Below are 16,411 nucleotides of genomic sequence, written 5' to 3'. Positions count from 1 at the left end.
ATACCCTGATTATCTCACTCTTTTTCACATAGATATCCACAGAAAAAGTGAATAAATCCCCTGAGCATCCGTGTTGGTGTTTATAACTTTGGTGTTTTCTGTGAATTAACACCAATAAGTGATCGTTTAATCGCCAATCTAAAGTTAAATATCTTATTTTGATAGATTCGTCTCTATGTCTGGCGTAAACCATGCCGATTTAAAATCAAACCAACCAAAAGTATTCATTTTGACGCCACGAATAGTTCTCTGTCCTTGTAATTCAAGTAAGTGATGAAATAAGGGATATAACCAAATATCTTGCGTCAGCTGTCTACACCATTCTTCAAGAGGTAATGTTTTTTGGTGCCATTGTTCTAGCTCTTGTGTAAAAGAAGAACCTAAACACCGATGAAATAAAGGAAGCTCATAGAGCGCTGCAAAAATAGAGAATTCAAGAGGTTTATAAAAATTCACAGTGGCTAGCCAAATGTCACTTTCAGCATTGCCATAATACCATTGATCGTAATCGATAAGACGGATCTCTAATTCAATATCATATTCCGATAAAATACTTTTAATTAAATCAGCTATTGTGCTGTATTCGTGATGCTCTTTATAAAGTGTGAGAGTGAGTTTGGTTAATGACGCTGGTTTTGGATGCTGTCGAATAAGTTTACTGTGATGCCAATGTAGTAATAAACCATAAGCGGGTGACCAGTGTCGCTGATAAAAAGGATCGCAATGGCTTAGCATATTTACAGGCGTTAATACGCTGCTAAGCCATTCTCTGATCTCTGTTTGTTGGCATAATGTAGAACGGCCGTCATAAAGTAGAAAATAGCATCCTTCTTCTTTGCGGCTCTCTAATGAGTCTCTGTTGGTATCGTCATCCGTTAAATGAATGGTTGAGCAGACCATTTTATTATTTAGTTGAGGTACAACCCAAATATCTATTTCATCTAATAAAGCCCTTAGCCCAAAATAGCGATTAAACGCTTTGATTTGCAGCTTATGTTTATCATTAGCAATAATCTGATAAGCCCCAGTGCCAATAGGATGTTGTGCAAAAGAAGGTAATGTTTCCCATTCTTGAGGTAAAATAACCGCTTGAGGGCTACCTAATAAGGTTGCAAATTGCTTATCCGCTGTGGTTAAAAAAATATCGAGCACATACGGTTGAGGTGATGAGATGCATTCGATATGCGCATAAAGTGGATTACATTGCTTCATGCGAAGTAATGAGGTGCTAATATCTTCCAGCGTTAATTCTCGGCCATGATGAAAATAGATAGCGGGGCGTAAATAAAATCGCCAATGTTGCTCTGTTATCATTTGCCAATGATGTGCTAATTCTGCTTCTACTTCCCCATTTTCCTCTTTTAAATGAACCAAGGAATTAAATATTTGACTCATTAAATGCAGCTCTGAGCGTCTTAATGGTGTGCCAGGTAATAAATTATAGAAAGGGCGATAGTAAATAATGCGTAATAGCTGCTGTCCCGGATGAAAGCTTTTTTCAATTTGAGCTAACACCATTTGTCGTACTGAGTCTTTATCTCCCATTAGAGCGACAAGTTTTTCAATATCGTTCTCTTCAATTAATCTTTCTGCACGATTTTGTTGAATTTCTAAGGCGTTTGAATGAAAAATTAAGGTGGATTTTTTACCTCGACCGACTTCTGCTTGCCAGCTTATCCAACCTATTTCTTGCATCTTATTTAATAAAGAGCGTACATGGCGACGCGTACAGTGCAGTGTTTCTGCAAGCTGTTGTAATGTTGTTTCAGTCGCTTTTCCCTGAAACGCTTGCCATAGACGGATAAATTGTGACTCTAAACGGGGTGAGGTCATAAAAGAGGAAATCCCTTGCTAAAGTGATCAATTTTAATTTCCTTATATTAGACGGATAATAACTGTGTTTAAAGTTAGCTCTCTTGTTAGTGATTCAAAATTGTGAATTCTGACAGACTCCCCCATTTGAGCATTCGGTGATTGCCGGCCAGTAATAATTAATTACTGGCTTTTTTATTTTTTAATATCGGCAGTAGTTTTTATTTAAATAAAAAAGCCGTAAACGAATTTACGGCAAGAATGACAAAGTTTAAACATCACAGAAAGTAGAAGAAGGTGTAAGTTTCAGTTTAATTACTGCATAAATGCAGGCTGTTTCGTTTCATAAGCACTAATATCATCTTGGTGTTGCAGTGTTAAACCAATGCTGTCTAATCCTTCAATCATGCAATGGCGGCGAAATGTATCTATTTCAAATGAAAAACATAATTCACCGGCTCTTACCTCTTGAGCAACTAAATCAACGGTTATAGACGCGCCCGCATTGTTTTTTACCCAAACAAATAATTGGTCTATTTCATCATCCGTTAATTTGACGGGTAATAATTGATTATTAAAGGCATTACCATAAAAGATATCGGCAAAGCTGGGTGCAATAACTGCATGAAAACCATAATCGGTTAATGCCCAAGGCGCGTGTTCACGAGAAGAACCACAACCGAAATTTTCACGTGCTAATAAAATAGAAGCACCTTGATAAACCGGCTTATTCAGAATAAATGCGGGATCAGGTTGTGTGCCTTCATCATCTAAAAATCGCCAGTCATTAAATAAGTGTTTACCAAATCCTGTGCGTGTTACTTTCTGCAAAAATTGTTTGGGGATAATAGCATCGGTATCGACATTTGCTGCATCTAAAGGAACTGCAATACCCGTATGTTGAGTAAATTTATTCATGGTGTTCTCCTTTAAGATGCCATGGTAAAAGTGCGAATATCAGCAAAATGACCATTAATAGCAGCAGCTGCGGCCATTGCTGGACTGACTAAGTGTGTTCGACCCCCACGCCCTTGACGGCCTTCAAAGTTACGATTGCTGGTGGAAGCGCAACGTTCACCGGGATTTAATCTGTCGTTATTCATAGCTAAACACATTGAACAGCCCGGCAAACGCCATTCAAAACCAGCCTCAATAAAGATTTTATCTAAGCCTTCGGCCTCAGCTTGCGCTTTTACTGGACCTGAACCCGGAACCACAATTGCTTGAACATGAGCGGCAACTTTATGTCCTTTAGCAATTTCAGCGGCAGCACGTAAATCTTCAATACGTGAGTTAGTGCAAGAGCCAATAAAGACTTTATCAATTGTGATATCCGTTAAATTAACACCTTCGTTTAACCCCATATACGTCAGTGCTTTTTCTGCTGATGCACGCTCAACAGGGTCATTAAAACTGTTTAATAAAGGCACTATTTGGTCAATGGCAATAACTTGACCTGGATTGGTTCCCCAAGTGACTTGTGGTGCGATATCTGCGGCATCTAAGGTTACTATGGCATCAAATTGTGCATCATCGTCAGATTTTAAGGTACGCCAGTAAGCGACTGCCTCATCCCAGGATTGATCTTTGGGGGCAAATTGACGTCCTTTTAAATAGTCAAATGTGATGTCATCAGGAGCAACTAAACCTGCTTTGGCGCCCATTTCAATTGCCATATTACATAAGGTCATTCGGCCTTCCATACTTAAGGCTTCAATCGCTTCGCCAGCAAATTCAACGATATAACCCGTACCACCTGCGCTACCTAGTTTTCCGATAATCGCTAAAACGATATCTTTTGCCGTAATACCCGCCGCGGCTTTGCCTTTTACTTCAATTTTTAAGGTTTTGGCTCGAGATTGTTTTAAGGTTTGTGTGGCTAATACATGTTCAACTTCAGATGTCCCAATACCAAAAGCTAATGATCCAAATGCGCCATGTGTCGCGGTATGTGAGTCGCCACAAACAATCGTCATGCCCGGTAAGGTTAATCCTTGCTCTGGTCCCATAACATGCACAATACCTTGCAATGGGTGATTTAAGTCGTATAAGGTCACACCAAATTCTTGGCAGTTCTTCATTAACTCTTGCATCTGAATTCGTGCCATATCACCACAAGCATTGATGTCTTTTGTTTGTGTTGAGACATTATGATCCATCGTTGCAAAGGTTTTATTTGGTTGACGAACAGGGCGACCTTTTGTTCTCAATCCATCAAAAGCTTGCGGAGATGTCACTTCATGCACTAAGTGTCTGTCGATATACAAAATCGGTGTTTCATCATTCACTTCTCTGACAACATGTGCATCATAGATTTTTTGATATAATGTTTTTCCCATGTTATGCCCCTTCACGAATATATTGAGCGATGTAATCACCCATTTGAGTCGTTGTTATTGCTTGTCCATCACCGGCTAAATCCGCAGTGCGATAGCCTTTGGCTAATACTTGAGTAATTGCATCTTCAATAGCTTGTGCAGCTTTATCTTCATTAAAGCTGTAACGCAGTAACAACGCGGCAGATAATATTTGCGCAATAGGATTAGCAATATCTTTGCCCGCTATATCGGGTGCTGAACCGCCAGCGGGCTCGTATAACCCAAAGCGCTCTTCGTTTACACTTGCAGAAGGTAACATTCCCATCGAACCTGTGATCATGGCGCATTCATCAGATAAAATATCGCCAAAAATATTGGAACACAGCACAACATCAAACTGAGATGGATCTTTGATCATCTGCATTGTTGCGTTGTCGATATACATATGTTGCACTTCAACATCAGCGTATTCTTTTGCTATTTCTGTAACCACTTCACGCCATAAAATAGAGCTTTGTAACACGTTGGCTTTATCAATTGAGGTGACTTTATTGCGACGTTTACGTGCTGATTCGAAAGCAAAACGCGCAATACGCTCAATTTCATAGCGGTAATAAATTTCAGTATCAAAAGCGTGTTCTTCGGCACCTTCACCTTTACGACCTTTAGGTTGGCCAAAATAAATTCCACCGGTCAATTCACGTACACATAAAATATCGAATCCGCGCTGCGCGATATCTGCTCGTAAAGGGCAGTAAGCTTCTAAGCCTTCATATAAACGAGCTGGGCGCAAATTGCAGAATAATTTAAAATGTTTACGCAAAGGTAATAAAGCACCACGCTCGGGTTGTTCGTTCGCGGGTAAATGTTCCCATTTAGGGCCGCCAACTGAACCAAATAAAATCGCATCAGCTTGCTTGCAACCTGTTAAGGTATCTACCGGCAGCGGTGTGCCGTGATTATCAATGGCAATACCACCGATATCGTATTCTTTTGTCGTGATTTTCAGTGAAAAACGCTCACTTATTGCATTCATCACTTTTTTTGCCTGAGCCATGACTTCAGGGCCAATACCATCTCCGGGTAATACTGCAATATGATAATTTTTTGACATAATTAAACCGCTTCTTGTTGTGTTGTATGTTGTTTGCGTTTTTCTATTTCGACTTGCTCTGAGCGCCAAATACTATTGATAACATGCATCATGGCATTGGCTGATGATCCGACTATATCTGTTTCTAATCCCATGCCATGAAATTTTCGGCCTTGATATTCGACAACAATATCTACTTGTCCTAAGGCATCTCTTCCTTCACCTTTTGCCGTTAATTGATAAGAAACTAACTGTAATGGATAACCTGTTGCGCGCGATATTGCTTGGTAAACTGCATCTACGGGGCCATTTCCTGTTGCGGCTTCAGTGATTTCATCGGTACCACATGTAATGCTAACGCTTGCTGTTGCAACCGTTGATGAACCTGATTGAGTATTAAAATAATTCATTACAAACTGTTCAGGTTCTTGTTGTTGTTGCCCCATAAAAGCTAATGCTTCTAAGTCATAATCAAAAACTTGGCCTTTTTTATCAGCTAAGCGTAAAAATGCGGCATACAAGTTATCTAAATTATAATCAGCTTCACGATAGCCCATTTCTTCCATACGATGTTTCACCGCTGCTCGACCAGAGCGGGAGGTTAAATTTAATTGTACTTCTTTTAAGCCAATGGATTCTGGTGTCATAATTTCGTAGGTTTCACGATTTTTCAGTACACCGTCTTGGTGAATTCCTGATGAATGTGCGAATGCATTTGTGCCAACTATGGATTTATTTGTATGAATTGGTGTGTTGCATAATTGGCTGACTAATTGACTAGTACGATATATTTCTTTGTGATTAATACCCGTTTGAACATTCATCATTTGCTCACGAACTTTTATTGCCATTATTACTTCTTCTAATGCACAATTTCCTGCTCGCTCGCCTAATCCGTTAATTGTGCCTTCAACTTGTCTGGCTCCTGCTTGAACTGCAGTAATTGAGTTAGCAACTGCCATACCTAAGTCATCATGACAATGAACAGAAATGATCGCTTTATCGATATTAGGTACGCGTTCGAATAAGTTAGTGATAATGCCGCCAAATTGGTAAGGCGTGGTATAGCCTACGGTGTCAGGAATATTGATGGTGGTAGCACCTGCATTGATAGCACTTTCAACAATACGACATAAATTATCAATATGCGTTCTACCGGCATCTTCACAAGAAAACTCAACATCGTCGGTATAGCGGCGAGCTCGTTTAATTGAACGCATTCCCATTTCAATAATGTCATCAAATGATTTTTTCAATTTATGTTCAGCATGCAATGCGGAGGTTGCTAAAAATACGTGGATACGAAATGCATCAGCAATTTTTAAAGACTCAGCTGCAACATCAATATCGTTATCAACACAACGAGCTAAGGCACAAATGCGGCTATTTTTAATTTCGCGAGCAATAGTTTGCACTGACTCAAAATCACCAGGAGAAGAAACAGGAAAACCAGCCTCAATGATATCGACACCTAAACGCTCTAATGCATAAGCAATTTGTAATTTCTCTTTTACATTCAAGCTAGCCTGCAAGGCTTGTTCACCATCACGTAAGGTTGTATCAAAAATAATAACGTTGTTGCTCATAATCTGTTCCTTTCTTTATTATTTAATTTTTTGCGCTCTCCCAGGTATAAAAAAACCCGCGACTAGCGCGGGTTTCTCTCTAAGGGCAGGTTTGTTTCATCTTTTACCCATAAGCCAACCGCGCATAATAATTGCGAGTAGTAGTAGGCTTGATAGTAAAATTGCGTTCAACATGAAACATCCTTAGATAGGTTCTCAATAATCTGTATTTATTGATACTAGATACCAATAAATATGTCAAGCATTGGAATTTATTAAATTACTACTTAGGCTATATTCATATAAAATTCTTAGTGGTATTGACTAATATCTAAATTTTTATAAATGATTATATCTATCTCGGATTCATTGATTAGGTTAATATTCTGCATAGTGTTTCAAATGGAGTGAAATAAAAAATTAAACAAATGTTTGCTTTTTTTTTAATCATATAAATAAGTGGAAAACCAATCGATATGAAGAGATGATCAAACAATAAGTCAGGACAACATTTTGAATGTAAGCATAAAATTAGTTTTATCACATATTTTTATGAATTGAGGTTTTTTATTTAAGTTAGCAAAATGTATCATTTTATTATGATTTTTATCATGCTTTGTTTTATTATTTGCAAGGCAGAAGATAAAACAGGTTGTAATATATGTTTATATAATCATTCTCTACATGTAATTATAATGTTATTTTTTCTATAATTATATCCAAGGTAATTTATCGGTTGGCAAAATATTTTATATGTTTAGTTCTATGCATGGACGATGAATAATAAATTTTAATAAATAGTTAAACTAATGGTTTGATTTTATATATTATTAATATTGATTTTATAATTAATTATTAATGATATTTAAATAGCCATTATGCTAACATAGTGGAGTAAAAAATGACGGATTACACATCAGCAACAGTTACCAGTAAAGAGTCAACAGATATGCATTTACGCAATGTTGATCTTAATTTATTAACGGTATTTGATGCTGTTATGCAAATGCAGAATGTGACACGTGCTGCTCAAGTTCTTGGCATGTCTCAACCAGCAGTAAGTAATGCGGTATCTAGACTCAAGGTTATGTTTAATGACGAATTATTTGTTCGTTATGGACGAGGTATCCAACCTACATTAAGAGCTAAACAACTTTTTGGCCCAGTTCGCCAAGCATTACAACTTGTTCATAATGAATTACCAGGGGCCGGATTTGAACCTGAAAAAAGTGATCGAATATTTAATTTATCAATATGTAGCCCAATTGATATAAAACTAACACCCAAAATAGTTGAAAAAATAAAAGTACAAACACCTAATATTACGGTTAATATTAATTCTTATTTAAACGAAAATATAGAACATCAATTAAAATACCAAGAAGTAGAGTTTTTCATTAATTATAAACAATTTGATAAAATGGAATTTCATTCACACCCATTATTTAATGATGAAGTTGTTTTGGCTGTATCAAATAAGCATCCTCGTATTAAAGAGAGTGTAACCGAAGAGATGTTATTAAAAGAGCATCACTCTATTGTTTCTTTAGGAGATATTGGTTCGTTTAGCTCTTGTTATTATAAAGGAACAGAATTTGAGGATTTAATTACTTATCAAGGGACTGATTTAAATAGTGTATTAAATATTGTTTCTAAAACATGTTTAGTCGCTATCGCACCAAAATGGTTAGTGGAATGTTATTCACAACAACTTGATATTAAAGCAGTGTCGTTACCATGGGAACAAACTAAGCGCCCATGTTATCTTATTTGGCATGAGTCCACTGCACGTGACAAAGGTCATTTGTGGATGAAAGATTTGCTCAGTGAAGTTTGTCAAAACTAGAGTGTGATTTCACTCATAATTAGTATTCTATGCTAATTATGCAGAAATAGTGGCAGGTATTGTTAGTCTTTGCTAATAACCAAAAGTATGGTTTATGCTGTTGATAAAACCCATTGGATTGCTGTCACTATTTTTGCCCATTGCTTCTACGTGATTTACTTAATCATATAACGTTAATCTCTATCTTCCGTTTTTTTCCTCTATTTTATTCAATTATTTTTTTATTCTCATCTTAATATTTATTGATTTTAATTTGTTATTTATTGTTTTTATTGTTGTTTTTTATTTTTTCTTTTATGAGGATAGATAATCACGTCGTTATTTATTTTACTGACTGTAATGAGATAGTTTTCATTGGCAAAACTTTTCATAACTCACAATTTTACAAATTTATGTAAAATTGGATTCCTTTATTTTTATGGATCACTTAGACTTTTATTCGAGTCAGCGAACAGGTGTAAGCTGAAAATGTAGAAAAGTGTTTTTCTACTTTCTGCCACATTAACCTCTCGCTTTTCCATAAATAGCAGGAAAATTATGATAACTAATAATAATCTTGATGATTATCATATAATTAGAAGATTGCAGTTGCAATTTTTGCACAGCGGAAACAACATTGCTTATCGTCAATGGGATGCTAAACAAGATATTGAAATGTCATGGGCATCGGTTGAAAAAAAAACGCGCGCACTCTCAAATGCTTTACTTGAGATGGGCGTTGAAGTTCAAGAAAACATAGGTATTTTTTCTCAAAATACGATAGATTGGTCGTTGGCTGATATTGCTTCATTGCAGCTGCGCGCTGTTACTGTTCCACTTTATGCAACCAGTAGCGTTGAGCAAGCCGCATATATTTTAAATGATGCAAAAGTTCGTATTCTTTTTGTTGGTGACCAAAAACAATATGACATCGTTTCTGAATTATTAGATTTATGTCCTCAACTCGAACATATTATTGTGTTTAATTCTGATGTAATTTTAAACGCAGATCCCTCTTCATGTTACCTAGAAAGCTTATTGGAGCGTCCACATTCTCAATATGATGCTGTATTACAACAGCGTATTGATGAGTGTTGCTTAGATGATCTTTTCACTTTGATTTATACCTCAGGTACAACAGGTGAACCCAAAGGAGTGATGTTAGACTACACCAACCTCGCTTCTCAGCTTTATTTACACGATGAACGCCTTTCTTTATCTGATAAAGATGTTTCATTGTGCTTCCTGCCGTTATCCCATGTTTTTGAAAGAGCATGGAGCTTCTATGTGATGCATACTGGTGCTATAAACGTATATTTAACGGATACTCATGCTGTTAGAGAAGCAATGAGTGCTGTGAAACCCACGGTAATGTGTGCCGTTCCTCGTTTTTACGAAAAAGTTTATAGTGCGATTCAAGATAAAGTTTCTCAAGCATCTGTATTGCGCCAATTTATCTTTAAATGGTCAATTAAACAGGGTGAAAAACAGCGTGAAGCAGAGTTAAGTCAACGTCGCCCTAATTTCATTTCTCGTTTTTGCTATCGCTTTGCTGATAAGAAAGTACTGAAACCACTACGTGATATTCTTGGTGGTCGAGTTCGTTTTCTACCTGCTGCGGGCGCACGTTTAGATGATGCTGTTATTCGCTTCTTCTTAGCCACTGGCATTAATATCAAATACGGCTATGGCATGACAGAAACTTGCGCTACAGTTTCATGCTGGGAAGAAGGTAAATATAAACTAGGGTCTATCGGTACGCCATTGCCTGGTATTGATGTTCGCATTGGTGAAGAAAACGAAATTCAAGTGCGCGGCAGTATTGTAATGAAAGGGTATTTTAACAAACCTGAAGATACACTGGCTGCTTTCACCGATGATGGCTGGCTTCGTACCGGTGATGCGGGGGCATTAGATAAAGACGGCTCGCTATTTATTACTGAACGCTTAAAAGATTTGATGAAAACATCAAATGGTAAATATATTGCACCTCAAATGATTGAAGGTACGTTAGGGCAAGATCGTTTTATCGAACATATTGCTGTTATTGCTGACACGCGTAAATTTGTTTCTGCGTTGATCGTTCCTTGTTTTGATGCGCTCGAAGACCATGCACGTGCATTGAATTTAAAATATCACGATAGAATCGAATTATTACGTCACACTAAAATTAGAGAATTATTTGACGAGCGCTTACGTGAAATGCAAAAAAACTTTTCTAGTTTTCATAAAGTTAAACGATTTACCTTACTTGCTGAAGGTTTTACGATGGAGTCTGGTGAATTAACACCAACATTAAAACTTCGTCGTAAAATTATTTCAGAACGTTATCGCAATGAAATTGAATTGATGTATCAAGACTAATTGCTCAGTTATTAAAAGCACCTTTAAGGTGCTTTTTTCTTATTAACTCTTTTTTTGATTGATAAGAATGACTATAGCAATTGATAAAAGAGATAAACGGAAACGTTGACGCATACGGTTTTATCAGTAAATTGTGTTAAAATACAAACTCAGATCAGTATGATGACTGAAAACCATAGTAATAATGTAATGAATAACACATTTAATAATTAAAAGAGGTTAATGTGAAACTGGATGAAATCGCCCGCTTGGCTGGTGTTTCACGAACAACGGCGAGTTATGTCATTAATGGTAAAGCAAAACAGTACCGTGTGAGTGACAAGACTGTTGAAAAAGTGATGGCGGTGGTCAGAGAGCATAATTACCACCCGAATGCGGTTGCGGCAGGCTTACGCGCTGGTCGCACGCGTTCTATTGGTTTGGTTATTCCTGATTTGGAAAATACCAGTTATACAAGAATCGCTAATTATCTCGAAAGACAAGCTCGCCAACGTGGTTATCAGTTATTGATCGCCTGTTCAGAAGATCAGCCCGACAATGAAATTCGTTGTGTTGAACATTTACTGCAACGTCAAGTCGACGCCATTATTGTCTCTACTGCGTTACCACCAGAACATCCTTTTTATCAGCGTTGGGCTAATCGCGCTTTGCCGATTATTGCACTTGATAGGGCATTAGAAAGCGAGCATTTTATCAGTGTTGTTGGTGATGATTTAGAAGATGCAAAAATGCTGGCAACTGAGTTACAAGCTTTCCCTTCAGAATCTGTACTTTATTTAGGTGCCCTACCTGAATTATCTGTGAGTTTCTTGCGTGAACAAGGATTTCGCAGTGTATGGAAGGACGACTCTAGAGAAGTCACTTATTTGTATGCCAATAGCTACGAAAGAGAAGCTGCTGCTGCTGCATTTTCAGAATGGTTAAATAATAATCCAATGCCTGATGCGCTATTTACAACGTCTTTTGCGTTGTTACAAGGTGTTATGGATGTGACGCTACAAAGAAGTGGCCGTTTACCTACACAACTTGTTATTGCCACTTTTGGTGATCACGAGTTACTCGACTTCTTAGAATGCCCAGTTCTTTCTGTTGCTCAACGCCATCGTGATATTGCTGAACGTGTGTTGGAATTAGTTTTAGCAAGTCTTGAAGAAGAGCAAAAACCACAGGCAGGGATCACTCGAATTCGCCGTGACTTATGTCGCCGTGGTAGCTTAGGCAGAGCGCGTTAATCTGTGCCTCATTATTTATAATACTTAATAGTTCTTATTAAGAGTCTCCCTGTTTTATTAAATTAAAACGGGGAGAGTTTATTGGTTAAAGAATGTCGGGTAGCCAAGAAAAAATAAAATTTGAGATTAATCTTAAGCCTTTTTTTACTATTTACGGCATTTAATTTGATTTAAGGATTAAATTTTAACTTTTTCATAAGTGATATTGCTTAAATAAAGATTACTACTTATTTGTTTTTTTTTAAAAGAGAATAAAAAAATTTTACTATCTTCATGATATAGAATTATTTTTTCAAACAAAATCTTATTTACCCGTATTAAAATATTCTCCGGTTATTATGTTGGTTTAAGGTAAATGAACTGCAATAAATTAGATTTTTATTATTAAAATCATATTTTACTCATTATGATTTTCTCTTCTGATTTTTTTGTTTTTCATCACTAATAATCATTATTTTTAGAGATTAAATGATTAAAAAAGAAAATAATCGATATTAATCATCATGTTAATATTTCTGATTTTTCCTCTGTCGATATTTTACTCATTTCGGTTTGTTTATCATTTTACTGTAAATATAAATAAAGCTCCCTATATCTGGCTTGACAACGTTTTCATACCATCCGTAAACTCTATTTGTGGGGATTTGTGGGACAATGTGGTGTAAATTACAAAGCTGAGGATAATGAGCATGTTTCGTGGTGCAACTCTCGTTAATCTCGACAGCAAAGGGCGAATAACAGTTCCTTCCCGTTATCGAACAACGCTGAGTGAGATATCTGAAGGTCAAATGGTCTGTACCATTGATCTCAATCAGCCGTGTTTATTGCTTTACACACTTCCTGAATGGGAAAAAATTGAATTAAAACTGGCAGCACTTTCTTCAATGAATCCTGCTGAACGTCGTATTCAGCGATTATTACTAGGACATGCAAGTGAATGTCAGATGGATAGTGCAGGACGCCTTTTGTTAGCTAACACGCTTAGACAGCATGTGGGGCTAACCAAAGAGGTCATGCTAGTCGGCCAATTCAATAAATTTGAATTGTGGGATGAACAGGTCTGGTATCAACAGATCCAAGAAGACATTTTGGCAGAGCAGACCTCACAGGAACCGTTATCGACACGACTATTGGATTTATCACTTTAAATAATGACAACAAATAATTTTAGTCATACCAGTGTATTACTGGATGAAGCAGTTAATGGCCTGAATATTAAACCTTCAGGTATTTATATCGACGGAACATTTGGCCGTGGTGGTCATTCTCGTCTGATTTTATCTCAATTAGGTGAAACAGGTCGCCTTATTGCTATTGATAGAGACCCACAAGCAATTGCAGTTGCTAATGAAATTAAAGATCCGCGATTCTCAGTGATACATGGTCCTTTTTCAGAAATTGAACATTATGTTACTGAGCTGGGATTAGCGGGGAAAATTGATGGTGTTTTACTAGATTTAGGTGTTTCGTCACCACAACTTGATGATCCTGAACGCGGTTTTTCTTTTATGCGTGATGGGCCTCTTGATATGCGAATGGATCCAACATCTGGGATTTCAGCCGCACAATGGTTGATGAAAGCAGAAGAAGACGACATCACATGGGTATTAAAAACCTTTGGTGAAGAACGTTTTGCTAAGCGTATTGCGCGCGCAATTGTTGCTCGTAATAAAACAGAAGAACCATTAACTCGAACAAAACAGCTGGCTGATTTAATTAGCGATGCAAGCCCAGTTAAAGAGCGTCATAAGCATCCAGCAACACGAAGCTTTCAAGCTATTCGCATTTATATCAACAGCGAATTAGATGAAATAGCAAAAGCGTTAAAAGGCGCTGTTTCTGTTTTAGCACCTGAAGGGCGTTTGTCTGTAATTAGTTTTCACTCTTTAGAAGATAGATTAGTAAAACGTTTTATTCGTGATGAAAGCAAAGGCCCAGTAGTTCCAGCAGGAATTCCATTGACTCAAGACCAAATTAAAGCTTTAGGCAGTACACGTTTATCAAGTGTACATAAAATGAAGCCAACAGGTATTGAAGTTGAAGAAAACCCACGGGCACGGAGCTCTGTATTACGTGTAGCACAGCGTATAGAGGAATAAATGTCTACAGAACGACACACACTAACAGGTGTTATTGGGCAGGATTTACTGCGTTATGGCAAATTACCTTTAATTTTATTGGTGGCTGTGATTATTTCAGCAGTGTATGTCGTCACTACTGCACATAAAACGCGCTTACTTACCGCAGAGAAAGAGCGTTTAGTGCTGGAAAAAAATGTACTGGATATTGAGTGGCGGAACCTTATTCTGGAAGAAAATGCGTTGGCAGATCATAGCCGTGTTGAGCGCTTTTCAAGTGAACGATTGGGAATGGTTCATGTTGATCCAGCCAAAGAGAACATTATTGTAACCAAATAATAAAGGCAAGTATGAAATTTTCACGTTCAGCGAAAGCGAAAGCAAAGACAAAGTCAAATGCCAAACTTCGCAAACCTGAAGAAAAAACAGGGTTTGTGAGTTGGCGTTTTGCGTTGCTTTGTAGCGGCATTGGAATCGCTTTGGTTGCGTTATTAATACGTGTTGCCTATTTACAAATTATTAATCCCGATCCCCTTATTAAAGAAGGGGATATGCGTTCTTTACGCGTTCAAAAAGTACCTACTGCACGTGGTATGATCAGTGACCGTATGGGGCGTCCTCTTGCTGTCAGTGTTCCCGTTTATGCAATTTGGGCTGATCCTAAAGTTGTTTTAGAATCTAATCCAAATATGACGGATAGCCGTTGGTTAGCACTTGCTGACGCATTAAAAATCCCAGTTAACCAAATCGAACAAAAAATAGCAGCAACACCATCTGCTCGTTTTATTTACCTTGCTCGGCAAGTTAATCCAGAGATTAGTGACTACATCAGTAAGTTAAAAATTGCTGGTATTAACATGCGCCAAGAATCTAAACGTTACTATCCATCAGGCGAAGTAACTGCTCACATCATTGGTGTAACCAATATTGATGGTGATGGTATTGAAGGTGTTGAGAAAAGCTTTAATCAGTGGCTAACTGGCGCACCTGGTGAGCGTGTTGTGCGTAAAGATGGTTTTAATCGGGTTATTGAAAATATTGCTCAAACCGATAGCCAAGCTGCGCACAACTTAATGCTGAGTATTGATGAACGCTTACAGTCCGTTGTTTATCGTGAGTTAACAAATGCGGTTATAGCAAATAAAGCAGAATCAGGTACTGCGGTTTTAGTTGATGTCAATACAGGGGAAGTATTAGCGATGGCTAATAGTCCCTCTTATAACCCAAATAACTTAGCGGGTACGCCTAAAGATTCAATGCGTAACCGTGCTATTACCGATATTTTTGAGCCGGGCTCTACAGTCAAACCTATGGTGGTGATGAGCGCATTACAAAATAATATCGTTAAAGAAAATAGTGTAATTAATACAGTTCCTTATCGTATCAGTGGACATCAAATAAAAGATGTAGCGTTGTATCATGAATTATCGATAACCGGAATTTTACAGAAATCGAGTAACGTTGGTGTTTCACGACTAGCGTTAGCGATGCCTGCGTCTGAATTAGTGGAAGTATATTCACGATTTGGGCTTGGGAAACCAACTAACTTGGGGCTAGTTGGTGAAAGTAGTGGCATATTTCCAATAAAAAAACAACGGTGGTCCGATCTTGAAAGGGCCACCTTCTCATTTGGATATGGGCTAATGGTAACGCCGTTACAGTTAGCGCGTGTCTATGCAACGATAGGTAGTTTTGGTATTTACCGTCCATTGTCAATTACTAAAGTTGATCCTCCTGTACCAGGTACTCGCGTATTTCCTGAACCTGTGATGAAAACAGTTGTTCATATGATGGAGAGCGTAGCACTGCCCGGTGGTGGTGGTGTAAGAGCTTCAATTAAAGGTTATCGCGTTGCTATCAAAACAGGGACAGCAAAAAAAGTAGGCCCTGACGGAAAATATATCGACCAATATATTTCTTATGCTGCAGGTGTTGCTCCAGCAAGTCGCCCGCGTTTTGCTTTAGTGGTCATTATTAATGAACCCAAAGCGGGTAAATACTATGGGGGCGCAGTTTCTGCACCGGTGTTTGGCACAATTATGGGCGCGGTTTTACGTACAATGAACGTAGAGCCAGATGCGTTAACGCCAGACGATAAAAGTGAATTTGTAATTAATAATTAAT

The 16,411-nt window shown here is 37.7% G+C and carries 12 protein-coding genes; 7 read left to right on the top strand and 5 right to left on the bottom strand.

The genetic code is table 11. From position 1 onward, the window contains the following. Positions 1–153 precede the first annotated feature (153 nt). The 5 genes from sgrR to leuA form a co-directional block, all read right to left on the bottom strand. A complete protein-coding gene (gene sgrR, locus PH4a_RS02395) occupies positions 154–1,833 on the bottom strand; it encodes an HTH-type transcriptional regulator SgrR (RefSeq protein WP_129037486.1) in 1,680 nt (559 codons plus the stop codon). A 294-nt stretch (positions 1,834–2,127) separates the two neighbouring features. Then, complete coding sequence (leuD, locus tag PH4a_RS02390) at positions 2,128–2,730, bottom strand: 3-isopropylmalate dehydratase small subunit (RefSeq protein ID WP_064720757.1); 603 nt, start codon at positions 2,728–2,730, stop codon at positions 2,128–2,130. Positions 2,731–2,741: 11 nt separating this feature from the next. Then, positions 2,742–4,151, bottom strand: coding sequence for a 3-isopropylmalate dehydratase large subunit (gene leuC, locus PH4a_RS02385; protein WP_129037484.1), 1,410 nt, complete (start codon positions 4,149–4,151; stop codon positions 2,742–2,744). A 1-nt stretch (position 4,152) separates the two neighbouring features. Then, positions 4,153–5,244 carry a 3-isopropylmalate dehydrogenase gene (leuB, locus tag PH4a_RS02380; RefSeq protein WP_129037482.1) on the bottom strand — a complete coding sequence of 364 codons (1,092 nt, stop codon included), beginning with the start codon at positions 5,242–5,244 and terminating at the stop codon, positions 4,153–4,155. A gap of 2 nt (positions 5,245–5,246) precedes the next feature. Continuing rightward, the gene (leuA, locus tag PH4a_RS02375; protein ID WP_129037480.1) at positions 5,247–6,809 is read right to left on the bottom strand and encodes a 2-isopropylmalate synthase; all 1,563 of its coding nucleotides are present in this window, start codon (positions 6,807–6,809) and stop codon (positions 5,247–5,249) included. Positions 6,810–7,689: 880 nt separating this feature from the next. Between leuA and leuO the strand changes: the two genes are divergently transcribed. The 7 genes from leuO (at position 7,690) to ftsI (ending at position 16,410) form a co-directional block, all read left to right on the top strand. After that, positions 7,690–8,634, top strand: a complete 945-nt coding sequence (gene leuO / locus PH4a_RS02370) for a transcriptional regulator LeuO (protein WP_129037478.1) — start codon at positions 7,690–7,692, stop codon at positions 8,632–8,634. A gap of 537 nt (positions 8,635–9,171) precedes the next feature. Beyond that, a complete protein-coding gene (locus tag PH4a_RS02365; protein WP_129037476.1) occupies positions 9,172–10,977 on the top strand; it encodes an AMP-dependent synthetase/ligase in 1,806 nt (601 codons plus the stop codon). A gap of 224 nt (positions 10,978–11,201) precedes the next feature. Continuing rightward, a complete protein-coding gene (gene cra / locus PH4a_RS02360) occupies positions 11,202–12,209 on the top strand; it encodes a catabolite repressor/activator (RefSeq protein ID WP_129037474.1) in 1,008 nt (335 codons plus the stop codon). Positions 12,210–12,898: 689 nt separating this feature from the next. After that, the gene (gene mraZ / locus PH4a_RS02355; RefSeq protein ID WP_064720750.1) at positions 12,899–13,357 is read left to right on the top strand and encodes a division/cell wall cluster transcriptional repressor MraZ; all 459 of its coding nucleotides are present in this window, start codon (positions 12,899–12,901) and stop codon (positions 13,355–13,357) included. A gap of 3 nt (positions 13,358–13,360) precedes the next feature. Further along, positions 13,361–14,308, top strand: a complete 948-nt coding sequence (rsmH, locus tag PH4a_RS02350) for a 16S rRNA (cytosine(1402)-N(4))-methyltransferase RsmH (protein WP_129037472.1) — start codon at positions 13,361–13,363, stop codon at positions 14,306–14,308. Further along, positions 14,309–14,626, top strand: a complete 318-nt coding sequence (gene ftsL / locus PH4a_RS02345) for a cell division protein FtsL (protein ID WP_129037470.1) — start codon at positions 14,309–14,311, stop codon at positions 14,624–14,626. It abuts the gene before it with no gap. A gap of 11 nt (positions 14,627–14,637) precedes the next feature. After that, complete coding sequence (gene ftsI / locus PH4a_RS02340) at positions 14,638–16,410, top strand: peptidoglycan glycosyltransferase FtsI (protein ID WP_129037468.1); 1,773 nt, start codon at positions 14,638–14,640, stop codon at positions 16,408–16,410. The last annotated feature ends 1 nt before the right edge of the window (position 16,411 follow it).

Source organism: Proteus hauseri (genome assembly GCF_004116975.1).
In the GTDB taxonomy this organism is placed as follows: Bacteria; Pseudomonadota; Gammaproteobacteria; order Enterobacterales; family Enterobacteriaceae; genus Proteus; species Proteus hauseri.
Note: the sequence above shows the minus strand (reverse complement) of the source record. Positions and strands in the feature narration are given on the sequence as shown.